At 58.6% G+C, this 22,420-nt stretch carries 20 protein-coding genes; 8 read left to right on the plus strand and 12 right to left on the minus strand.

Annotated features, from left to right (window positions below; genetic code table 11):
• The first annotated feature begins 106 nt into the window (after window positions 1-106).
• Window positions 107-1,336: a hypothetical protein gene (locus ABIQ96_RS07975; protein WP_348214044.1), complete on the plus strand. Its 1,230-nt coding sequence runs from the start codon at window positions 107-109 to the stop codon at window positions 1,334-1,336.
• Between the two features lie 61 nt (window positions 1,337-1,397).
• Here the strand turns inward: ABIQ96_RS07975 and ABIQ96_RS07980 are convergent, their stop codons facing one another.
• Entirely contained in the window at window positions 1,398-2,318 is a 921-nt protein-coding gene (locus ABIQ96_RS07980; RefSeq protein ID WP_348214045.1) for a LysR family transcriptional regulator, read from the minus strand.
• 92 nt (window positions 2,319-2,410) lie between these two features.
• Between ABIQ96_RS07980 and ABIQ96_RS07985 the strand changes: the two genes are divergently transcribed.
• The 5 genes from ABIQ96_RS07985 (at window position 2,411) to ABIQ96_RS08005 (ending at window position 7,648) form a co-directional block, all read left to right on the plus strand.
• Window positions 2,411-3,454, plus strand: a complete 1,044-nt coding sequence (locus ABIQ96_RS07985) for an ABC transporter substrate-binding protein (RefSeq protein WP_348214046.1) — start codon at window positions 2,411-2,413, stop codon at window positions 3,452-3,454.
• A gap of 104 nt (window positions 3,455-3,558) precedes the next feature.
• Window positions 3,559-4,845: a CmpA/NrtA family ABC transporter substrate-binding protein gene (locus ABIQ96_RS07990; RefSeq protein WP_348214047.1), complete on the plus strand. Its 1,287-nt coding sequence runs from the start codon at window positions 3,559-3,561 to the stop codon at window positions 4,843-4,845.
• Window positions 4,846-4,936: 91 nt separating this feature from the next.
• Window positions 4,937-5,821 (plus strand): nitrate ABC transporter permease, encoded by an 885-nt coding sequence (gene ntrB / locus ABIQ96_RS07995; RefSeq protein WP_348214048.1) that lies wholly within the window; start codon window positions 4,937-4,939, stop codon window positions 5,819-5,821.
• 22 nt (window positions 5,822-5,843) lie between these two features.
• Entirely contained in the window at window positions 5,844-6,773 is a 930-nt protein-coding gene (locus tag ABIQ96_RS08000; RefSeq protein ID WP_348214049.1) for an ABC transporter ATP-binding protein, read from the plus strand.
• Window positions 6,770-7,648 (plus strand): ABC transporter ATP-binding protein, encoded by an 879-nt coding sequence (locus tag ABIQ96_RS08005; protein ID WP_348214050.1) that lies wholly within the window; start codon window positions 6,770-6,772, stop codon window positions 7,646-7,648. The genes ABIQ96_RS08000 and ABIQ96_RS08005 overlap by 4 nt, the downstream gene beginning before the upstream one ends.
• Window positions 7,649-7,655: 7 nt before the next feature.
• On the opposite strand, the gene ABIQ96_RS08010 is transcribed toward ABIQ96_RS08005, so the two are convergent.
• The 8 genes from ABIQ96_RS08010 to ABIQ96_RS08045 all read right to left on the minus strand — a co-directional run bounded on the left by ABIQ96_RS08010 (window position 7,656) and on the right by ABIQ96_RS08045 (window position 17,079).
• Window positions 7,656-8,606, minus strand: coding sequence for a glycosyl hydrolase family 18 protein (locus ABIQ96_RS08010; protein WP_348214051.1), 951 nt, complete (start codon window positions 8,604-8,606; stop codon window positions 7,656-7,658).
• On the minus strand, window positions 8,603-9,688 hold the full coding sequence (locus tag ABIQ96_RS08015; RefSeq protein ID WP_348214052.1) for a Gfo/Idh/MocA family oxidoreductase: 1,086 nt from the start codon (window positions 9,686-9,688) through the stop codon (window positions 8,603-8,605). Before ABIQ96_RS08015 ends, ABIQ96_RS08010 begins: the two co-directional genes overlap by 4 nt.
• Window positions 9,689-9,702: 14 nt before the next feature.
• Window positions 9,703-9,855 carry a hypothetical protein gene (locus ABIQ96_RS08020; RefSeq protein ID WP_348214053.1) on the minus strand — a complete coding sequence of 51 codons (153 nt, stop codon included), beginning with the start codon at window positions 9,853-9,855 and terminating at the stop codon, window positions 9,703-9,705.
• A gap of 26 nt (window positions 9,856-9,881) precedes the next feature.
• Window positions 9,882-10,895, minus strand: coding sequence for a DUF4105 domain-containing protein (locus tag ABIQ96_RS08025; RefSeq protein WP_348214054.1), 1,014 nt, complete (start codon window positions 10,893-10,895; stop codon window positions 9,882-9,884).
• 8 nt (window positions 10,896-10,903) lie between these two features.
• A complete protein-coding gene (locus ABIQ96_RS08030; protein ID WP_348214055.1) occupies window positions 10,904-12,523 on the minus strand; it encodes an alpha/beta fold hydrolase in 1,620 nt (539 codons plus the stop codon).
• Between the two features lie 11 nt (window positions 12,524-12,534).
• The gene (locus ABIQ96_RS08035) at window positions 12,535-13,797 is read right to left on the minus strand and encodes a hypothetical protein (RefSeq protein WP_348214056.1); all 1,263 of its coding nucleotides are present in this window, start codon (window positions 13,795-13,797) and stop codon (window positions 12,535-12,537) included.
• A 114-nt stretch (window positions 13,798-13,911) separates the two neighbouring features.
• The gene (locus ABIQ96_RS08040; protein WP_348214057.1) at window positions 13,912-16,098 is read right to left on the minus strand and encodes a tetratricopeptide repeat protein; all 2,187 of its coding nucleotides are present in this window, start codon (window positions 16,096-16,098) and stop codon (window positions 13,912-13,914) included.
• 21 nt (window positions 16,099-16,119) lie between these two features.
• A complete protein-coding gene (locus tag ABIQ96_RS08045; protein WP_348214058.1) occupies window positions 16,120-17,079 on the minus strand; it encodes a nuclear transport factor 2 family protein in 960 nt (319 codons plus the stop codon).
• A gap of 482 nt (window positions 17,080-17,561) precedes the next feature.
• On the opposite strand from ABIQ96_RS08045, the gene ptsP reads away from it, so the two are divergent.
• Window positions 17,562-19,718, plus strand: coding sequence for a phosphoenolpyruvate--protein phosphotransferase (ptsP, locus tag ABIQ96_RS08050; protein ID WP_348214059.1), 2,157 nt, complete (start codon window positions 17,562-17,564; stop codon window positions 19,716-19,718).
• Between the two features lie 995 nt (window positions 19,719-20,713).
• On the opposite strand, the gene ABIQ96_RS08055 is transcribed toward ptsP, so the two are convergent.
• From ABIQ96_RS08055 to ABIQ96_RS08065, 3 genes are all read right to left on the minus strand, one after another.
• On the minus strand, window positions 20,714-20,995 hold the full coding sequence (locus ABIQ96_RS08055; protein ID WP_348214060.1) for a hypothetical protein: 282 nt from the start codon (window positions 20,993-20,995) through the stop codon (window positions 20,714-20,716).
• A gap of 177 nt (window positions 20,996-21,172) precedes the next feature.
• The gene (locus ABIQ96_RS08060) at window positions 21,173-21,481 is read right to left on the minus strand and encodes a hypothetical protein (RefSeq protein WP_348214061.1); all 309 of its coding nucleotides are present in this window, start codon (window positions 21,479-21,481) and stop codon (window positions 21,173-21,175) included.
• Between the two features lie 133 nt (window positions 21,482-21,614).
• Window positions 21,615-22,142: a cupin domain-containing protein gene (locus ABIQ96_RS08065; RefSeq protein WP_348214062.1), complete on the minus strand. Its 528-nt coding sequence runs from the start codon at window positions 22,140-22,142 to the stop codon at window positions 21,615-21,617.
• A 21-nt stretch (window positions 22,143-22,163) separates the two neighbouring features.
• Here ABIQ96_RS08065 and ABIQ96_RS08070 point away from each other — a divergent pair.
• Window positions 22,164-22,420: hypothetical protein (locus ABIQ96_RS08070; protein WP_348214063.1), on the plus strand; the 257-nt coding region annotated here is incomplete at its 3' end.

Consider the following 22,420-nt stretch of genomic DNA (forward strand, 5'->3'; position numbering starts at 1 on the left):
GGAACACACTTCACCCTGAAGGTGGTTGGTTTGGCATATCTGGCAAGCGACACGCTTTGTTTTGCATCAGCGAGCAGCACAGAGCTCCGATTCAACACACATCACCATGAAAGCAAAAATCGCCTTGTTTCTATCAACCGCCAGCCTTCTCCACGCGGGAAGTCCTGACCTCGAAACCACCATCGCACCCAAGCCCGAACCTTGGATCAAGCCTGTCATTGATATCCGCGCCCGCTACGAATTCGCCGATATCGATGGCTTCGACCAGTCCAATGCTTTCACCACCCGCGAACGGGTAGGCTTAAAAACGCAATCATGGAACGGCTTCAGCGCCTTGATCGAAGGAGAGTTCAGCCAGGCAATCGTCGATCACTACAACGGCGGGGCCGTCGGGGCAGATCCATTCAATCCGAATGATTCCGTCATCGCTGATCCGGAAACCAACGAACTCAATCAAGGCTATCTTCAATACACCGGATTCGACACGACCGCCAAGGCCGGCCGTCAGCGTATCATTTATGACAATGCCGCATTCATTGGAAACGCGGGTTGGCGCCAGAATGAGCAGACGTTCGACTCGATTTCGCTCGCGAATACCTCCATCGACAAGCTGACTCTCAACTATGCCTACATCAGCCAGGTGAACCGGATTTTCGGATCGGAAGCCACCGCCAAGAATTTTGAATATGTCGATGCCAACGTCAATCTGTTCAATGCTTCCTATACCGGTATCGAAGGCGTGACGCTAGGCGGCTATGTCTATCTGATGAACTTCGACGAGCTTCCCGGCTGGGACAACAACACCTTCGGCCTCAGCGCCAAGGGGACCCTCGGCGGCATCGCGCTGTATGGCGAAGTGGCCTATCAGGACCAGGCCGGACTGCTTGCCGACGATGATGCCTACTACACCCATGTCACCGCGACGAAGACCTTCGGCAAACAAACCGTCGTCCTCGGACTGGAAAATCTTGGACAGGGATTCAAAACTCCGCTTGCGACGGTTCACGCCTTCAACGGTCTCGCTGACGGCACCGATGGTGGCCGGATCTCAGGAGCCCAGAACGGATTGACCGACCTCTACGCAGGCTACACTGTGCCGATCTTCTGCGGCATCAAATGGGCGAACTTCGTCCACGCGTTCGGAGACAACACCATCTCCACTGGATATGGATGGGAATTCGATTCGGTGCTCACCAAGAAGTTTGACGACAACTTCACGGCAATCGCCACGTTCGCTCACTTCGAATCCGAAGGCGACGCCTACACCGGTGGTGGCGCGGGTGCCGCGGTTCCTACAACCGAGCGGATCACGGTTGAGTTGAACTATACATTCTGACGGTTGGTCGTCAGTTGTTGCAAAGGGGCGGGTCGTTTCGGAATTCCGGAACGGCCCGTTCTTATTCCGTTAGGACGGTGGGCATCGCGGCAAATGCCATTTCACACAGGCCGATGAATGCCTCTTCGACCAAGCTGGGTTCGCGCTTCGGCGAATGGAAGACACCCCACTCGCGTTCGATACCAGGCTCGTCGATGTTCACGACTTTCAGGCTGCCATCCTCAATCTCGCGTGAGGCTACCCATGGCGCGACAATTCCAACCCCGATGCCGAGCTTGGCCATTTCCTTGATCGCCTGCATATCTCCCAGAACAAGTGGCTTCTTGCCACGTCCGCCCTTTTGTTCGATCCATTCCTCAATCAACCGATGAGTCTCGGTCGCTTTGGCATAGATGATGAATTGATGGTCGTTGATCGTATCAACGACTCGCGAACTGTCCACTGCCCACGGATGAAACGGTGAGACGACGAATGCGAGGCGGTCCTTGAACATCGGACGATAGCCCTCGTCACCTTTTCCACGAGGCTTCAGTCCGACCACCAGATCGAGATCCGCGCCGGCGAGCCGGTCGAGTAAAACCGTCGTGTCACCCGCTTCGATCACGGGTTCACATCGTGGAAAGCAGTCGCGGAACTCGCGAAGCACCGAAGGAATTAAAAAATGACAAAGGCTGTGGGGCGCGCCGATTCGGATGCGGGTTTGCCCCCAGCGGCGCAGTCCGTCGAGATCGCGGCTCGCTTGTTCGAGTTCGAAAATCACCCGCTTGCATCTCCTGAGAAGCAGCTCGCCTTCGGCGGTGACCGCCACGCGTTTTCCCGTACGATCCAGAAGGCGGCACGAAAGTTGCTCTTCAAGTGTTCTGAGCGAATGACTTACCGCCGACTGCGTGACAAAAATTCTGCGGGCGGCCAGTGTAAAACTACCCTCCTCCACCACGGCGACAAACGCCCTCAGCTGTCTCAAATCCGGAACCCAATCCATAATGAATCACTCTCATTGAAAGTTGATTCTTGATGAGCAGTGCTTGTGCCAAATTGTCACCTTTGGCACTCCACGCGCTTATTGGATGATCGATGAGCGAACAAGGACAGCGGCGAGGCAATCAATCCCAAATACGTCTCGGATTCGTTCCTTTGAGTGATTGCGCTCCCATCGCCGTAGCCAAGGAGTTGGGGATTTTCGAGCGCTACGGACTAAATGTCGTGCTCTCCCGCGAACTCGGCTGGGCAAGTGTTAGGGACAAGATGTTCTACGGTGATCTCGACGCCGCACAGTCGATCGCCGGAATCGCCTTCGCGCTCGGAATGGGATTCAGCGAGTTGCGCTGTGACGTGGCGGTGCCGCTGATCCTGAATCTGCACGGGAATGCGATCACGCTTTCGAGTGATTTGAAACCCTCCGAGATCGGCAAGGGTGAAGGCCTTCATTCCTATCTCACCCAATCCTGGAAGAAGGACCGGCCATTCACGATGGCGGCCACGCATCGCTTTTCATCCCACCATATTTTACTCTATCAATGGCTTCGGCGTCACGGACTGTCGTCCCCTGCGGATGTGGAGATCATTTTCCTGCCTCCCCCGCTCATGCCGCGCCATCTCAAGGCGGGACATATCGATGGCTACTGTGTCGGTGAGCCTTGGAATTCCGAGTCCATTCTAGCAGGCACTGGATGGAGTCCCGCTGTTTCGTCCGACCTTTCACACGGTCATCCGGAAAAAGTGCTGCTTGTATCGGGCCGGTTCCTGCGCGAGAGGAAGGATGAATCCATCGCATTGGCCGCCGCCCTTTTGGATGCCTGCAAGATGTGCCAGGAACAGGGATTTCAGAATGAGATGATTTCGATCCTTGCCATGAAGGAATACACCGGTGCTTCCGAGGAGGTGCTAAGAAATAGTCTGGCCGGCCATTTCAACACCGGCATCGGAACAACGAGTTCCACCTCTTTCCATGTATTCCACGGCGATTCGGTAAACTGTCCCACTGTTGAGAAGGCCTCATGGGTTCTCGCCGGACTGCGCAGCATCGGCATTCTGCCTGATGTCACCGCCGGATCGCTTTCGCGGATCTATCGGGAAGATCTTTTCCATGCCGCCACGCTTTGTTCCAGCGGCGCATGAGTCGATCTCATCCTTACGATGAAATTACATCTCTGCCGTTAATTCCATATCATCCGATTTGGCACCCATGCCGCTCTGTAAAAGGACGAAACCTCCTATCGACCATGGAACCAACACAATCACTATCACGCCGGAAATTCCTTTCCGACTCCGCCAAGACCACCGCCCTCGGACTCCTCGCCACGGGCCTTCCCGCCGGTTGGGTGGGAGCGCAGACAGCCAGCGAAACGCCTGAATCACCGAACGTCAACTTCGGCATCATCGCGCTAACAGACTGCTCGCCCATCGTCATCGCCCATGAAAAGGGTCTCTTCAAGAAATACGGCATCAACTCCACCGTCACCAAGGGAGCAAGCTGGGCCGCGATCCGCGACTCGCTTTCCAACGGCGACATTCAGGCGACACACATGCTGCTCGGCATGCCCATCGCCTCCACCATGGGTCTCGGCGGCGCTCCGAAGAAGCCAATGATCGCGCCTTGGATGCTCAACCGGAACGGGCAGTCCATCAGTCTTTCCAACTCGCTCAAGGGCAAGGTCGCCGCCGATCCCAAGGCTCTCAAGCCGCTGGTCGATGCCGCGAAAGCCGCCGGCACTCCGATGTCTTTCGCCATGACCTTCCCGCCGGGCACCCACGCCATGTGGATCCGCTACTGGCTTGCTGCCGGTGGCATCAATCCGGGCGACGCCGCAGGTGGCGGTGCCGACATCTCACTCATCACCATCCCGCCGCCGCAGATGGTGGCTAACATGCAGGCCGGAAAAATGGATGGCTTCTGTGTGGGCGAACCATGGAATGCCAAAACCATCAAGGATGAGATCGGCTTCACCGCCATCAATACCCAGGACATCTGGAAGGATCATCCGGAAAAAGTCTGCGCTTTCACCGAGGAGTTTGCCGCCAAGAATCCGAAAACCGTCAAAGCAGTTCTTAAGGCACTTCACGAGGCGAGTGTCTGGCTCGACGTCATGGACAACCGCGTCGAACAGGCGAAAATTGTCAGTGCTCCGACCTACATCAACTGCCCGCCGGAAGCCCTGCTTCCACGCCTCCAAGGCAAATATGATATGGGTGACGGCCGCAAATTCCGCGATCCAAACTATATGATCTTCAGCGACCGCAACTGCAACTATCCGCAATTGAAGTATGGCAAATGGTGGATCACCCAGCTCCGCCGCTGGGGCTTCACCGATGGAGCGCCGGACTATGAAGGCGTCGCCAAGCAGGTCATGCGCGCGGATATCTACGAGGAAGCAATGAAGGAAATCGGCTACACCCACGGTGGCGCGAGCGATGCCAAGGAAACCTTGTTTGATGGCTCCGTCTTCGATCCGAAGGGCGACATGGAGGCCTATGCCGCCTCCTTCTCCGTCAAGACACTCAAAGGATAATCCAATTGGAGCGCGGAATTGATTCCGCGCGAATCACGGGGCGGACCGCATGAACGGTCCGCCCCCATTTTCAAGCAATCCCCGTTTTCCCATGAAATTCTTCTATCAACTCAAGCTTGACGCCATTCTGCTTCCCGCCATTGCGCTTCTCATCTGCCTCGGCGGTTGGGCTGCCATCGCCGGTCATGGCAAAACCACGGTTTCCGTTGACGACTGGGGTGATAAAGTCACCAAGACCGAACGCTTCGGACTTTCGAAGAACCTCCCCTCGCCCACCGAAACATGGACCGCCAGCAAGCCCTATATCGTGGAGCCGTTCGCCAAACGTGGCGAACTCGACCAGGGCATCCTCCGCTTCGCGTGGCTCTCTCTGAAACTTGTCGCACAAGGCTATGCCATCGCCCTCATCCTCGGCACTCCGATCGGTTTCTTCCTCGGACTTTCGAAAAATTTCACCCGCGCCTTCGATCCCATCATCCAGATCCTGCGGCCCGTTTCACCGCTCGCCTGGCTGCCACTCGGCATGGTTCTTTTCAGCGGACTGAAAATCGCCGATGCCAGCGGTCGCACGACTTTCGGCACGTCCGATGCCGCTGCGCTTTTCACCATCGCCATCTGTGCGATGTGGCCCACCGTCCTGAACACGGCCGTGGGTGTTAGGGCTGTGCCTCAGGACTACCTGAACGTCGCGAAAGTCCTCAAACTTTCGAAGATGAAGACTCTCTTCAAGATCCTTATTCCCTCGGCCCTGCCCTACATGTTCACCGGATTCCGGCTTTCGTTGGGAATCGCATGGCTGGTCATTGTCGCGGTGGAAATGCTCATCGGCAAACCGGGTGTCGGCGGCTTCCTCTGGCAGCAATACAATGCCAACAGCTACGCCCACATCATCCTCTCGATCCTCACCATCGGCGTCATCGGCTACATCCTCGACCGCGCCATGAGTCTCATTGAAGGCCGTTTCCGTTCGGCTTGATAATATCCGACCTATCCGACTTATGAGACCTATTCTTGAACTTTCAAACGTCTCGAAAACCTTCGGCCGCGCCCACGAACTGGCGACCATCCTGCGCGATGTGAACCTCACCGTGGCCGAAGGCGATTTCGTCTCCATCATCGGCTACTCCGGCTCGGGCAAGAGCACGCTTATCAATCTCATCGCAGGCCTGCTCAAACCCACTGCGGGCCAGGCGATGATGGATGGAAAAACCATCGACGGCCCCGGCCCGGAGCGCGGCATCGTTTTCCAAAACTATTCGCTGCTGCCATGGCTTACCGTCACCGAGAACGTGCGTCTTGCCGTGGACCAGTTGTTCCCTGCGATGTCCGTTCAGGAGCGCAAGGAATACACCGCCAAGTATGTGGACATGGTGAAACTCACACCCGCCTCGGGCAAATATCCCAAGGAGCTTTCCGGCGGCATGCGCCAGCGCGTTTCCGTCGCACGCACCCTGGCCGCCAATCCCCGCATCCTCTTGCTCGACGAGCCTCTATCAGCCCTTGATGCGTTGACCCGCGCCACGTTGCAGGACGAGATCGCCGACATCTGGCACAAGAACCGCACCACGGTCATCTGGATCACCAACGATCCCGACGAAGCCCTTCTGGTGGCCGACCGCGTCATCCCGCTGCTCCCCGGTCGTGAGGGCGCCACCCTCGGCCCGGAGATTTCCGTTAGCATCCCCCGCCCGCGCATGCGCAACGACGTGCTGAAGACCGCCGAATTCAAGGACCTCAAACTCCAGCTTATCAATACCCTCATCGGTGCGAAAAAGGACAGCGGTGCCACCGTCACCAAGAAACTCGCCGCTCCCGACATCCTTCCCGAAGACCTCGCCATCAAACGGCATACTTCCATTTTCGACCGCCCCGAACCCCGCAGGCGTTCCCAACTCCAGCGCGAAGAACTTAAAATCGAAGTCTCATGACCAACGCCCACGCTCCCGTTCTCGAACTCTTCAAGCTCTCCAAGGCTTACCCAACGGCGAAAGGTCCGGCCGTCATTGTCAAGGACTTCACCCTCAACTTCGCCGCCGGAGAGTTCATCACCCTCATCGGCCACTCCGGTTGCGGGAAATCCACCGTGCTCTCGATGGTCGCCGGCCTAACGGACGCCACCGATGGCGCGATGATCCTCGCCGGCAGGGAAACCAACGAAGCCGGCCCGGACCGCGGTGTCGTCTTCCAGTCCCCTTGCCTGCTGCCGTGGATGACCGCGTTTGAAAACGTCATGCTCGGGGTCAATCAGGTGTATTTCACCGCCTCGAAGAAGGAGCGCCGCGAACTCGCCGAATACTATCTCTCGGTCGTCGGTCTCGGCAATGCGATGCACAAGTTTCCCGGAGATCTCTCCCAAGGCATGCGCCAGCGTGTCGGCATCGCCCGCGCCTTCGCCCTCCAGCCGAAGATGCTGCTACTCGACGAACCCTTCGGCATGCTCGACTCCCTCACCAAGATGGAGCTTCAGGAAGTCCTGCTGGACCTGTGGCGGAGGAACAAGCTGACCACGCTGATGGTCACCCACGACGTGGACGAGGCGATCTTTCTATCCGACCGCGTCGTGATGATGACCGATGGTCCGGAAGCCGAGGTCGGCGATATCCTCACCATCCCCTTCGCCCGCCCGCGCGTCCGTGCCGAAGTCATGGCGGATCCCCGTTATCTGGAAATCCGCAATCACCTGCTGACCTTCCTCAACGAGCGCTCCCACATCCGACCTAGCAGAATCGCCGCGCTCAAATCCGAGGAAATGGCCACCGCCGGATCTTGCGATGCCCCGAGCGCAGCCTTGCAGGCGCACTGAAATTATTTCAATGCAGCGTGCGATCGATCGCATTCAGCAATGACTTGGCGCCAGGCGCGTCGTTATCGAGCGACCAGATCATCACGCCCGCCAGATTGCGGTCGATGACATACTGCGTCTTGGCTTGGATCGTGGGAATTCCGTTATACCAGATCGTGCTTCCCACTTGGTCCAGGTTTTCTGCTCCCGGATAAGCCGCGACGATTTCCGCGTAGGAATAGCCGTCATCAGCGCGGTAGGCATCGCCGAATCCGTAGCCGTAAAAAGGAACTCCGAGCACCACTTTCGATTTCGGAAGCCCCCTGCCGAGCCAGTAGGTGACGTTGCTTTTCGCATAAGCCAGCGACGAGTGCTGGCCGGGATTGCTCGGGTCCCAGTTGCCCGTGGCGTCGTAGGCCATGATGTTGAGTAAATCGTATTGTTTGAAAACGGACGCCGGCACCTTGTTTCCGCCGTAGCCTTGGGAAAGCGCGGCCGTTAGAAGCTTCCCGCTCGGCTTCAGAACATTCGAAAGTGCGCGAATGAAACTGCCGTAATCCTCATTGATCGACGGGCCTTCGAGATCCACGTCCACACCGTCGAATCCATGACGGATGACATAAGCCGCGATGCTGTTCACGAATGCGGCGCGCTTCTTCTCACCCAGCAGGTCGAAGTAGCGGGCCTTCATTTCCTCGTCGCCCGATGCTGAACCACCGCCGAGGGAGACGAGCACCTTGACGTTTTTCGCATGGGCCCTGGCGATGATAGCGTCGTCCTGTTTGTTGAACGAGAGCTTGCCCGTGGCATCCACGGGATTCTCGAATGCGATGTTGATATGGGTGAGCTTGGAGTAGTTGATGGTTTTCGAAAACCGCTCCAGATCGATCCAGTTAGGCACGTAGGCGACGACCACTTTTTTCGCTGGTGATGGGGTGGCCAGCAGCAGGAAAACGAGCGGTGCAATGAGGGATTTCATCGGATTTCAAAGGTCGATTCTTCAATCGTTACCGGACGTCCCAGTTTGGCCGAAAGCTCGCAGGCATCCAGCAAGATCTGGGTTTTTAAGGAAATCTCCGCCCAACTCCGATCTGGAGCTCCAGCGCACACCGTCTCGGCGAAACAGGCGAACATCCGGGCTTCGTTGTTCATTCCAGCCTCACCCGATCTCTCCACGCGGTGGTAATTAATTTCCCAGTCTGTGTCGTTTCCGGGGGCGGGGCTGACGAAATCCGGGACGCGCAGATTCCCTTTCGTTCCGCTGATCGAAAGCCATTTCTGGTCGGGTGATAGAAACGAGCAGTAGAACGCAGCGGTGACGCCATCGGGGAAATCCAGCTCTGCGGAAAATCCCATGATCGCCGTGGCACTGTCCGGATTCGTGACCGAGTCCAGTATCCGTCCCGAAACTCGTGTCGGCATCCGCCAGTTCATCGCCCACAGCGAGGCGCGCAGGCAATACCACCCGAGGTCGCCGAGGCAGCCGGTGGGTTCCAACCCTGAGGCACCCCGAATGTCAGTTAGAGCGAAATCCTCACCGGCGCGGAAACTGAACGAGGAAGTGATGCGTTTCAGCGGTCCGACTGTTTCACCATCATCGAGAATTTCGCGCAGCCGGACAAACCGCGGATCGTGCATGAACATCACGCCGTCCATGAACATGACGCCGTGTTTCTCACAGCAGTCGATCATTTCCTTCAAGTCGGCGGCATTCACCGCACAGGGCTTTTCGCAAAGCACGTGTTTCCCCGCGGCTGCGGCCCGCATCACCCATTCCTTGCGGACGCCTGTCGGCAAAGGAATGTAAACGGCATCCACGTCCGCGGATTCCAGCAGGGATTCATAAGAGCCATGCGCGACCGGCCTCACCGGCCATGGTGCGATGGCCTGCATTTCATCGATGAAACGCTCCGCCTTCGCCGCGTCCCGGCTGGCCAGTGCGACCAGAGTGCCCGCGCCGCTGTCCCGCATGCCGGGCCAGTTCCGGCGGATGATACGGGCCGTGCTGAGAATCCCCCAGCGGAGTGTGGGGATGGGGTTTGGTGAGGAGGTGGAATTCATGGATTATTAGGAATTCAGGACTTGCATACCGCGATATATGTATTCTTTTCCCGATAGTTAAGCCCTAAGCGATAGCCCAGTTCGGCGATTAGGAAAAGTATCACAGTGACGAGGAGGAACACCATCCACTGGTTGAAGAAAATTTTGGCGAGCAATTGGTCGATCATGGGAGTGATTGGCTAACGAATAAAAATCATCGGGCCAGCGTGGGATCGGAAAACGACGGGACGTTCAGGCGGATCAAGCGGGTGAAATCAGGGGCGGCGTCGGCAGCCTTGGCCGCCTCGTTGATCAAGGAACGCTTCTTCAGTTCGGGAAATGGCAATCCCCCTGTTTCGATAGAGCCGTTTTCATAAAGCATCTCGTCGCCGAAGCCATTGACGAGGATCCGCCAGTCCCAAGGCCTGCGTTTCTTCTTGTCCTGCTGGGTGCGGATGCTGGTAGTGCAGTTGTCCGTCACCGCGTTGTACCATTTCGCTTTGTCTTTCAACTCGTTCAGCGATTTCACATAATCCATGAACCGCCCGCGCGCCTGTTTGGCACTGAGTTTCATTCGATAGAGATAGATGTCCTCACCCTTGCGGTAGTTCGTCCGGACGCGGATGACATCGCGCTCGTCCGCGACGACGTAGATCAGTTCATACTGTCGGTAGATTCCGCCGATCGCCGAGTAGCTTTCGCCCTTTTCCTTGCGGGTCTCGATGGAGAAACACAACGGTGGCGCGTCAGAGAACTGGAAACTGACGATGGGATGGGCCATGTAAGGCGATCCCCAGTAGTTGATCGCCATGTCGACGCCGGTGATTTTGGAAAGGCGCACCGTGCGGGTGTCCCAGTGCGGGGTGTAATCCGCTTCCGTGCGATAGTCGAAGTTCCGGACGTTATGGAACGTAATCTCGTCACCGTTGAGGTCCGCCCACGCCGTTTCGCCGACATCGGAAATCCAGTCACGTGTGTTAGAAGGTTTCAAGGTGAACCACCAGACGGCCACCAAAACGGTGAGCGCGGGTGCGGCCAGCCGGATTCGTCCCTTCCCGAAGCACCAGAAAAACACGGCGACGGCGAAGAACAACACCGCGACGATTTTCCGAAACAACGGATCCAGCGGAAGATCAAACCACAGGGCTCCCATCGCCCACAGGATGACCACTACACCTATCAGACAAACCAGGAATCTACCGGCACTGCGGAGGAATTTGGAGAACATGTTCCGGTTCAGTTTGCGGTGGCGTCGAGAATACGGCGGACTTCCGCGATCCCTTTGGGATTCTCATGGGCGCTGTGGCCCGATGGAACGATTTTCTCCGAGGCCGCACCGTCAAGGTGGGAACTCCAGTAGGGCACCACTCCGTCGCTGGAATTCGGCGTGTCGCCCTTGCCGCGGTCACCCATGATCGAGTGATAGGTGACACCGGGGGCGATCGGCAGCTTGTTCACCTCGCGGACGAATCGATTGTTAGGTGAAAGCGTGTCCACGCTGTTCGGCGCGCGGTCGAGCTGGAGTGAGGCGGCGTCAGCGGTCATTACGGAAGCGAAGGCGTTCCGCGCGTCCGTGAGGAATGTGGGGATGTGGACGAGACGGGAGAACATGCGGCCGATGAAATGGTTGGAAAGTTCCGAGCCGCGGTGGGGAGCGGAAATGAAGATGGCTGTATCGATTTCCTTGCGCTGGTGGAAGACGAGGGCGTCCTCCATGAGCTGGCGGCTGGATCCGTAGATTTTGGTTTCCGCAGGAGGTTTTCCGAACATATCGCGCCAGATTTGGTCTCCCGCATCGGTGACCATCAGGCGGCTGATCATGCCGCCCATGCTGTGGCCGATGATGACCATCTTCTTGTGATTTGGATAGAGACGGTTCACTCCATCGAGTTCCTTCCGGAGCAGCGATGCCGAGTAGGGATAGGGATAGCCGCTGGGATAGCTGAAGAACCAGAATTGATACTTCTTCCGGATCACGGGGTCCTGCATCAGGCTGTTATACATCCGCGTCCAAGTGGCGGGAGTGGAATCGAGACCGTGGACGAAGAGCACGGGGATGCGGTTCTTGTCATATGTCTGAAGCATCATCAGGCGCGCCGTGGCTGAATATTTTTGTGGATTTAGCAGGCGGACGAGACCGAGCTTGTCGGGACGGGCGACGGACAGGACCATCGAGATCGGTGCGCTGAAATCCGCCGCAAGTACGGGATCGCGGCCGGCAATGGAGATCCGGTCCTGGTTCAGCGGATCATGGAGTTCGAGGGTGGCGGATCTTTCCGTGTCGAAGCGAAGCACCGCAGTGAGCGCCTCGTGAACTTGCGGGGATTCGTAAGTGCGGCGGAAGTACTTGTTTTCCGGTGAAATGGCGATGAGCGGTGCGCCGATGCCGGGTCGTGTGGCACACACTTCGGAATAAATACCGTGAAATTTCAGGCCTTCCACGTTCACAAACCGGCGCTCCACCGAGGGCGCGCCGGGTTCCAGCTTGCCGCGCAGGGTGTAGCTTGCCGCGCCCGAGCCGATGCTCATGCTGCGGCCCCATGGCAGGGATTTTGCGTCATCAAGCCGCTCGACTAACAATCCAACGGCCTGATTGTAAAGAGCCAGAGCCCCCGGTTCACCGGCGAGTGCCTTTTTCCCGGCGAGGCGGGCGCTTTCAAACAGATGGCCGCTCGCCGCGATGGGATCATGCTCGGCCTTGGAGGCTTCCAGCTCGCGCAGGGCATCTGATAGCGGAGCGGCGGCATAGTCACCAGTCGGGGTTTTACAGGGAATTTTCTGATAGGAAATCGGAGCGGAACAGGACGCCAGCAGCAGGGCGGAGAATAGGAAGGCGAGAGATGTCGGGCGATGCATGGAGAGGAATTTCAACGTGAGGGATAGGCAACGGTGATTTTCTTCCAGCCGGAAGCCGTCAGTCCGGCGGCGGCGGCCGCGGAGAGAGTCCCGGTGTGAACCAGCACTTTCGGTGGGGTGCCTAGGTCGTCGCGCTGGGTGAAACCGGCGACTTGCTCGGTCCACGTCACGTAGTCGACGGGTGCGGGCACTTCCAGTTCACCTTTGGCATTCATCGCACCGGGCAGCCGGCCGAGCACTTCGAGCGAGACATAATCGGCGGCACCCGAGCGCTGGCGTTCCACGAGGATGGCGAGTGCGGCGATCAGGAAATCCGCCTGCTCGGGTGTTTCACAGGCGTTTGCCTGTTGGATGATGCGTCCCCTTCCGATCACCTTCGGCAAGGCTTCCAGCGAAAGCGTGATGAGATGGCGGCGGGTAGTGCTCAGCGGTCCGTAAAGTTGGAATGTCTTGATGTCCTCGTCCGTGATTTGCATCGCGGCGAGCGAGCGACCGTCGCGGAGGGCCATCTCGGCCTGGGTGAGCGAGTAAGTGTCTTCCGGCACTCCGACCATGTTCGTGGCCGCCACGGCCACGCCTGCGGAAGCGACAGCGGCTCCCACGCGCAGCGGCAGTCCGCCGGCGAAGAATGCCCAGGTGACCTTGTCCATTTCATCCTGGAGGCGGGCGTTGTCGGAATAGGGATCCACGCCTAACTGTTTGGCGGTGGCCAGTTTCGCCTTGTCGAAACCGGCGGCGTTTTTCGCCGCGTTGCCGATGCTGCTGCCGACCTCCGCTGCGGAAGGCTCCGGTTCATCGCTCCTTGCTCTATCAGAAATCTTTCCCGCAGCCCGCCCGATGGCGGAACCGGCTTTCGTAAAGAAATGGACCACGGTCTTCGGCGCTTCCTTCACCGATTCCACCGGGTTTTTGACGATGTTTTTCACGGCGTCGATCGGCTGTTCGATAGAACGCTTCAGGCCTTCCGCGAAGAGGTCGCCCTTGCTCGTTTCCACCAGCGTGCGGATGGCTTCCGCTTCCACCATCCGGCGCTTCGCCTGAGGTACGCCGATGGCCTCGAAGGTGCCGAAGTCGCTGTCGATTTGGAAATGCGCCATGTACCCGTCCGTCACCACCAGATCGCGCACCCGGTAGGACGGGCCATGCAGCGAGGCGGCGGGCAGGAGGTCGGAGGCTTTCAGTGTGACGCCTTGCTCGAAGGTGGCGGGAGCTTGGGCGAAAGCGGTGGAGATCATCGCAGCGCAGGCGATGGGGGAAAAATGATAGTGTTTCATGAATGATAGTGGTGGGTGTTTCCGCAGCGATCATGATGAAAAGCCGCCCGGTAGTAAAAGGAAAGTGCCGGAGCGGATAAAGATCCGCTCCGGCACAGGGAATCAATCGTTGTTTCAGCCTTTGGTGAAGTCGAGGCCGGGATCACCGTCAGGGGCGCCCACGAGCACGAATTTCATCTTGCTGTCACCGTCGAGGGTGACGGCCGAGACCATCTGCGAATCGTCCGAGCTGAGAACCAGAAGTCCCTTGTCGTCGAGGCCGTAGGTCCCCTTCATCAGCTTGGAGTCGCCGCCGTTGATGTAGCTCCAGGTGTAGTCGCCGCTTTCCGCCATGGTGAATGTCACCTTGCCCGCCTCGCCGCGATCACTGACCCAGGTCCCAACGAGTTTCTCGCTGGGAATGGGGGCGGGCGCGGGTGGTTCCGGTGCTTCGGGCGTGGCGTCATCCCCGTTATCAGGCAGCGAACTCTTGGTAAGATCGCGCAGCTGGCGGGAAACGGAATCCGCGGGTTGAAGGGTGGAGGCCTTGGCGAATTGCTCGTAGGCATCCTCCATGTGACCGCTGACCAGATAGTGATAGCCTAGCAGGAAACGCGCGTCGGCGGCATCCGGCTTGCCCTTCACATAGTTTTCCAACTTGCGGAGCTGGTCGCTGTAGGTGGTGGCCGAGCCGTAGAAACCGACCATCGTGTCCCAGCCCCAGCCGGGACCGGAAGCGAGCACCGGATTGAGCACTCCCGCGGCATCCGAGTAGCGGCCGAGGGCGAAAAGCACCAAGGCGCGGTATTCGTGCAGCGTGACATCTCCCGGGGTGTAGGCGATCGCCTCATCAGCCGATTTCAATGCGGCCACGTAGTCGCCCGTTTTGAATGCGGCGCGCGACGCTTCGGTCGCATCCGCCGACTTCGTTTCCGCGAGCGTGGTGGCGGCCTCGTCTCCCGGAGGATTCGCGGCGGCGGTCACTGAAACAGGCTGGTTGTAGTTGATCGTCGTTTTCGAGACGCTCGATTGGACCGGAGGCGCCGGATAGGGATTCCGATAGGACTGATAGCCCATGTCGTAAATCATGTTGCCCAGACTCCACGCCGCGATGCCCCACATGAAGCCGGAAGCGAAATTGCCGTCGTTGTAGTAGTAATGGTTGTGATAGTAACGGTTGTTATAGCCGTAGTTCCAGTGGCCGTGATGCCAACTGTGGCAGGAACCCGCACCCCACCACGGCCGTGCGCCCCAGTAGTTCGGGCGGTAGGAGTAGTTGTTGCTGTTGCGGAAATGGTTATCAACCTTGATGTTCACATTGTTGTTGTTTCCCCAGACGCCGCGGTTGCCACCCCATCGGTTGTTATCCCAATCGCGATCCCGCGCCGGCAGTTGGGACGGGCGGTTCAGATAGGTGTTCTTGCGGTTGTTGTTGACGTTTTTGACGTAGGTATTGCCGCTGTTGATATTGTTGCCGTTACCATTTCCATTCCCCCGGTTGTTATTGTTTCCGGGGCGGTTCGGATAGGTCACCATGCCCGGCATCGTCGAAGGGCGATTGTTGTTAGGGCGATTGATGTTCGGCCGGTTGTCGGTGCCGCCACCGTTTCCGCCGGGGCGGATGCCGTTGCCGTTGTTATTTCCGCCGGGACGGTTATCGCCACCATTACCGGGGCGATTGTCATTGCCGTTCCCTCCAGGACGGATGCCGTTTCCGCCATTGCCGTTTCCTCCGGGGCGGTTATCGCCACCACCATTACCGGGACGGTTGTCCGGCAGCTTGTTGTCAGGACGGGCTCCGGCACCACCGCCGCCGGGGCGGTTGTCGCCGCCACCATTGCCGGGACGGTTGTCCGGCAGCTTGTTGTCGGGACGGGTGCCCGCACCACCGCCGCCGGGGCGATTGTCGCCACCCCCATTGCCGGGACGGTTGTCGCCGCCTCCGCCATTACCGGGACGGTTTCCCGCACCGCCACCGCCGCCGGGGTTCCGATCCGGCGCGGGTGCCGGACGGGTGGTCGGCCGTTCGGGCTTGGGCGCCGGGCGCTGGGCCGGTTGAGGTGCGGGGCGTGCGGCGGGTTTGGAAGCAGGCTGGCTGGGTCTCGTCGCCGGCTTGGCCGCAGGCTGGGGTGACGGCCGTTGGACTTTAGAGCCGGTCATCGGGCTGCGGCTCGCACTGGAGCTGCTACGGCTGGGGGCTGACGAACGTCCACCGCCGCCGCCTCCTCCGCCACTGCGTTTGCCATCGCCGCGCCCTTCGGCGTCGGCCGAGATGATGGAGAGTCCGAGAAGGACGGATAGAAATGTGTTGAATGGTTTCATGGGATCACGAATTTTAAGGATTTATTGGTCAGCGGGTTCGCTAGGTTCGTTTGAAGAGGCGGCGGGTTCCAGCTCCGGCTCGGGGGCCTGACGGACAATGCGCATTTCAACGTTGGGGATTTTCTCCCCGTCCACGATGCGGTCCTTGGAGGTCCATATCATGGCATCCTTGCCCTCGATGGTGAGGTGGCCGTTCGCGCTGGTGAACTCGCCGGTGGAGCTGGTGCCTTCATTGCGGAGGATCCAGCCGTCGTCGTCCGCCGTCCAATCGCCTTTGGCAAATCCGCCGGCGCTGTCGAAGGTCCACCAGGAAATGGTCTTGCGCGCCCCGTCCCAGCCGATGCGGATGGAGGTCGTCTGCGGCTCGGCGTCGTCGGAGGTGGTGAGCATCTGACCGACCAGGTATTTCCCGGTGTTGTCCCAGCCGAAGGCGAAGTCCATGCGCATGCCGTCGCGCTGGCAGGTCCAGTCGCCCTTGAGATCGTCGGCGAGGTCGGCCAGATTGCCGCCGGCATCGGTGACGTCCTTGAGATTGCGGGTACTGGCGATCTGCCAGACGCCGCTGGCGTTCTTAGTTAGAACGGCGGTGTAGGCGGTGGAACGCACCGGTGTGTCATCACCCGGAGGATCCAGATGGACGGTGCCGTCCTCGATCGCCACGTTCGGCGCGACGAGGCGGACGGAGGCCACTTCCACGGCGGCTTCGGGCACATCTTTTTCCGCGAAAACTTCCTCGTAGTGCGTCTTGATGTCGGCGCGACCGGTGGTGGATTCGTCCGCGGTGAGGTTGGTCATCTCGCCGTTCTCGGTGAACAGAGCGGCGATGGCACCCGCGTCCTTGTTGTTATAGGCGATGACGAAGTCCGCCGCGGCCTGTTGCAGTCCGGCGATTTCCGGGCTGGGTTCTTCCTGAGCGCGCAGGCCGGGACTGGCCAGCGCGGCGAGCGCGAGGCAGGTGGTGAAATTAAGGGTTGGTTTCATCGGATTATGCAGTGGGAAATGAGAATAGGATGGATGATTCGGTGGTTCTTGATCGGGGGTGGCTGCCAGGGAGGTCGAGGAAATTTCCAGAGCCCGAAACGACGGGACATTTCTCTCTCTAGCATTCACAAAGTGATGACTAACGGTGGCGGATGCAAGCATGCTGGCGGTTTTTCCGGAACAAATTCCCAGAGACGGTGGATCGGGTTAACGGGGCGGTCGCGGCGGCAAGGGATGGGCAACAGTCATCACAGCGTAGGCCGGACATCACCTGCTTGAACATAGAGCTTTAGGGCAGTGTTCATCCGGCCATGAGACGCGGGGATCTTCGAGTCCCCTCGTCCCGTCTTCGGGCGCGAGTGCGACAATAAGGTCTCCCCGCATGCGTTCATCCGATGGCTGCGGGCCCGCTGACACCGGCACTCGAATTTAAAGACGAAAACCCGGCACTCTCTCGTTTTACAGTCGGAAGGACGGCATCCATGACTATCGCACCCCGGTCTTTGAAGCAGTTCATCAGGGCGAACGCATCCTTGATCTGCGTAAGCCTCGCCTTGACGACTTTGCTTGTGGACTTTGCCACGGGAAAAGAGATCCGCTTTCCGCTCGTCTATGTGCTGCCCATCAGCCTCGCGGCATGGATGAATCGAAAAAGTCTGGCCTACTCGATGGCCATTCTGCTGCCGGTGGTGAGAGTCTCTTTTGAGTTCCTCTGGCAGTCGCCGGAACATTCCCGCGTGGAGGTTGCGAATGCGGCGATTGAGGTGGCGGCCATGTTGCTTTTTGTACAACTGATGGGCAGACAGGGTGCTCAATCGAGACAGATGGAGGTCTCTCTCACGACGAAGGAAGAAGAAATGCAGCATCTCCGCGCCTTCACCCGATTGGTGGGAACCACCCTGAAAGGCCGCGGAATCTCCTCCGGATTGGCCGACGGTGTGGCCGTGATCCACCTACCGGAAAACGAAGCCACACTTGGAAATCCGAACATCAAACGCGAGGATGCCGAGTCCGAGGCAAACCGCTTCGACCAGGCCGTGGCGGCATCCATCCGCGATTTGCACAAGATCCGGGACCAGTTTGAACGCGACGGCGGCCACGACGAATGCGCCCTGCTCGACGTGCATCTGACCCTTCTTGGCGACCCGTCGTTCTCGCGGAAATGCAAACGGCGCGTGACGGAAGAACTACTCCGGGCCGAGCACGCGGTGGATGCGGAAATCCACGACATGGTCACCCGACTTCAGGAGCTGAAGCAGGAATTCATGCGGCAGCGCGCCGCCGACGTCCGTGATATCGGCCACCAGGTGTTAGGAAATCTCAAACGGTCCGGGACCGCCGTGCCACACCGGTTGGCATGTCTCCCACCCGGATCGATCGTGGTCGCGGAGGATCTGCTTCTATCAGACGCGTTGCAGATGGATCATGTCAACGTCGTCGGCATCGTCACCGAAAAGACCGGGCCGGCATCGCATGTCGCGATCCTGGCCCGCGTCAGGCGGATTCCTGCGATTTGCGACATCCAGGACGCCGCGACGCTGCTCGCCTCCGGCGACCGTTTGCTGGTGGATGCCGACATGGGAACGGTCACCGTGGCCCCCACCCTATCGCAATCGGCACGCTTCGCCCACAAGGGGAAATCCGCCACGGCACGCAGTCCCGCCACGAAAGACCCGGTCACGGGTTGCGTCACCAAAGATGGCGTGGAAATCCGGCTGCACGGAAATATCGGCCGCCCGGACGAGGCGCGGATGGTCATGGAGCACGGTTTGGAGGGCATCGGTTTGTTCCGGTCCGAATTTCTGTTTCTCGATGCGGATCTCGCACCGGATTTAGAATCCCAAGCCGCGGCCTATACCGAGGTGGCCGCCTTGTTTCATCCCATGCCGGTCGTCATCCGCACGATGGACCTCGGTGGCGACAAGATCCCGCGTTTCATCCGCATGACTAACGATCCGGCCATGCGCGCGGGAATGCGCGGGCTGGCCTATTCCCTGGCAGAAAAAAAACTGTTCCGCATCCAGATCCTCGCGATCCTCCGGGCCGCCCGCCGGGGAAATGTGAAACTCATGTTTCCCATGGTCATGGGCGTGGCCGACATGACGGCGGCGAGAAGCCTGGTGGACGAACTGATCCAGACCGAACCTGGCATCCGTCCCCTGATAGGCGCCATGATCGAGACGCCTGCCGCCGTGTTTGATCTGCCGGGCATTCTGGCCCTCTCGGATTTTGCGTGCGTCGGCACCAACGACCTCGCCCATTCCATTCTGGCCATGGACCGCGGCACGCAAGGTCACTCGGCGGTTCAATCGCTTCTCCATCCATCGGTATTAAAGGCGATGGACCAGATCGTCCAGACCACCCGCAAACAGGGCGTGGCTTTGTCCGTCTGTGGTGAGGCCGCCGGCGATCCGATGGTCGCCTGCCTGCTAGTCGGGATGGGAGTTAGGGAATTGAGCATGAATCCGTTTCTTGTGGACGGTGTCCGCCATGCCATCCGCCAATTAACGGTTGCGGATTGGCAGCGTGTCGCCAGCGAAGTCCTCGCCGCGCCAACGTCGGAGGATGTCCAGAACCTCCTTACCTCACAATTCGCCAACATCGACGCCACGACCGAAAAATCCATCGATCCGGACTAACACAGGTTTGCTCGATCCTTCCTTCCCACGACAGCCCTGGAAACGGACCGCTCGTTTCCGATGCAAGCCCATAAGGGGCGTGGACGTCTCGTCCACGAGGCGGATGCGTGGAGAACGCCGTTGCCAAACTCTTTCCTTTCGCTCCTCTGCTTTTTCCGCGAACTCCTGTTCAGCTCTCTTCTCCCCGCGCCATGGAACTCAGAGTGGATTCTCTGGAGCAGATGGCGCTTTCAAAATGAGAATCCCTCCTGCCGCAACCAGAATTCCCGCGACCACATAGGAGGTAATCCCGACGGGAGTCCGGGATGAGGAATGATACCCCTTTCCGAGCACTTTATAGTAGTTCTCCACGATGGCTCCGTTAGCCCGAAGCCGGTCTGCCATTGCTTCCGCGTCCAGTAATGAATCTCGGGTTCGGATGCGGCTCCAAATTGAAACCGATGCCACGAGCAATCCGAGGACAAGCAATGCCCACCCGCACCACAATGCAGCCGATCTTGTGAGGTGTATTTTCAATTTCATTTTGCCGAACGTCCGGCGGCTAGCGGTTGCCAGTCTCGACTGCGGGTTGAGTGTGGAAGGCGCATGACGGATTGAAACGGCGGCGGGATCAGTCGTTAAAATTAACGCAGCATCCTGTTCGGCGAGTTAATTTTGGAAGAGTGGCAGCAGGACAGCGAGGGCCAAAATGCAGAAGCCGATGATGTGGAGCCAAAAGACAAAGCGGCAAACCAGAATCATTCCGTCGTCGCCCTTCGTCTTTGCAATCTCTCCTGCTTCCTGCCAATCCACCCAAAATGTCACTCCTATGGCCGCGCCGGGAGTGAAGCCTTTTCCATTCCGGCGGCAATAAGGCCTAATCGATAGGAGCCACAACAGTGCTGCCAGGAATGGGATGATGATGATCGCGACAAACATTGAGTTCTTCTATTTCCGCCGTCTAAGAGCACGCGCCGCCGCGAGGGCGAGCGTTGAACGCGGGGTGGAGGTTGTAGTTACCACAATGGAGTTGCCGCGGGGCCTACCCATATCGATTCGGCATTGGTTTGCGCCCAAAGTCCCGCGTAGGCTTTGAGCGGTCTTTGGAGAAACGTGTGCCCGTGCAGCCAGATGACGGGATCGTAGATCCGATGGATGGTGTCCCCGTTGATCGGATACCTCGTTCCCACCAAGGTGACTATGGGCGCGAAGCTCAGGACGTAAAGGACTGGGAGGAGGACGAAGAAGCTCAGGATAATCTCGCTGCGCCTTGATTTTTTCTCGGGCTTTTCATCCATGGCGGTGGCAAGGAGCGGGATGGGGGTGGCGGGGGTTCTCGATTCCGCAAGGGTTTTCAGGGTCTTCAATTTCTGCCGAACGTCAATAGCGCTGGAACCGGCCAGCAATTGAATGGAGAATGATCATGTGATTGAGGTGCTTATGGCCGGTTCCCAGCCGCGAATTGTTCGGCAAATTTAGTGCTTCTTACTGCCGGGATTCAGCGTGAAGTGATCTCTCCGGTTTCGATAGTCTGAGGCGGCCTTGATCACAAAGAGCAAGGACAAGACTGCGACCGCCGCGACCCCGAGTCCAAATATCACCACCCCCAGCCAGTTCAGAAACGGATGGATTGCACCGGCATCGAGCTTGGTGGTCGTGAAAATCAGGAATACGGAAACGATCCAAACTGCTGGCCAAATCAAAAACACAGCTCGTCGAAGTCGTCTCGATTGGTTCTCAAGTCGTGCGATTCTATCAACCAAGGCTTCAGTATCAGTGTTCATGGTGGGTATTATGTTTCTGCCGAACGACCAAGAACTGAGCCACCGGCGACGCGTGACGTGAACCGCGCAGCGGAACTGCCAGCGCCAACGCTGGTTGGCTCCCGTGATGTGTTAGACGGCGCGATCATTGACGTTAAGGATGCAGAAACTCAGTTCGGTATTGTGCGGCGAGGGCTTCGGCTTTGGCTTTGAGCGCGGCTTGGGCGGCCTCGTCAAGCTTGGGGCACGGAGTAATCCGGCTCGAAAGCGGAATGCCGACTGCCATGAAATACGCCTCCTGTCCAGCCGGCGAGCACATGCAGAGCAGCCGCGCCGGTCGTTCGGTCTTGTTGCGAAAACTGTGCGGTGCGTCGGCCGGTATGTTGGCTGTCTCGCCTGCTCGCAACACCGATTGCTCGCCGCGGAACGTGACTTCGATCTCGCCATCAAGGATAGTAAACATCTCCTCAAAAGCGTGCCGATGGGGGGGCGGACCACCACCGGGCGAAACCAGCATATCAATAAGGCAGTACTGACCGGCCGTGTTCTCGCCCGTTAGTAGAATGGTATAGGTATCTCCGGCCAGTCCGATGTGCGGCAAGTTCTGGTCGTCGTTCGGTCGCGCAACCGTGAGATTGCGTTGGAGGTCATCTGGCGGAATCGTCATATTTTCGTTTGTCATAATACTTGCGGTTCGATGTTCATGAGACTGCGCGTAGCGACGCCGAACGTCTTAGGCCATCCGGCGGCGCGCGGGAAGCCCGAATTCAACAAGGTGGCTTATCGCCGTCGGATGCGCCGGCTTGTGTGTGCCCAGCATGGGCACGATGTAAACCGATTGAACAACCGGGCCAAGCTCGCGTGGACGGAAAAGGCGCACCACCGCTTCAAGGAGCGGATCAAGGAAATCACCAGCCGCAACCGCGGGCACAACGTTCAAACCGTCATCGGCGAATTGAG

Origin of the sequence: Luteolibacter sp., assembly GCF_039920825.1 — a bacterium.
Classification (GTDB): domain Bacteria; phylum Verrucomicrobiota; class Verrucomicrobiia; order Verrucomicrobiales; family Akkermansiaceae; genus Luteolibacter.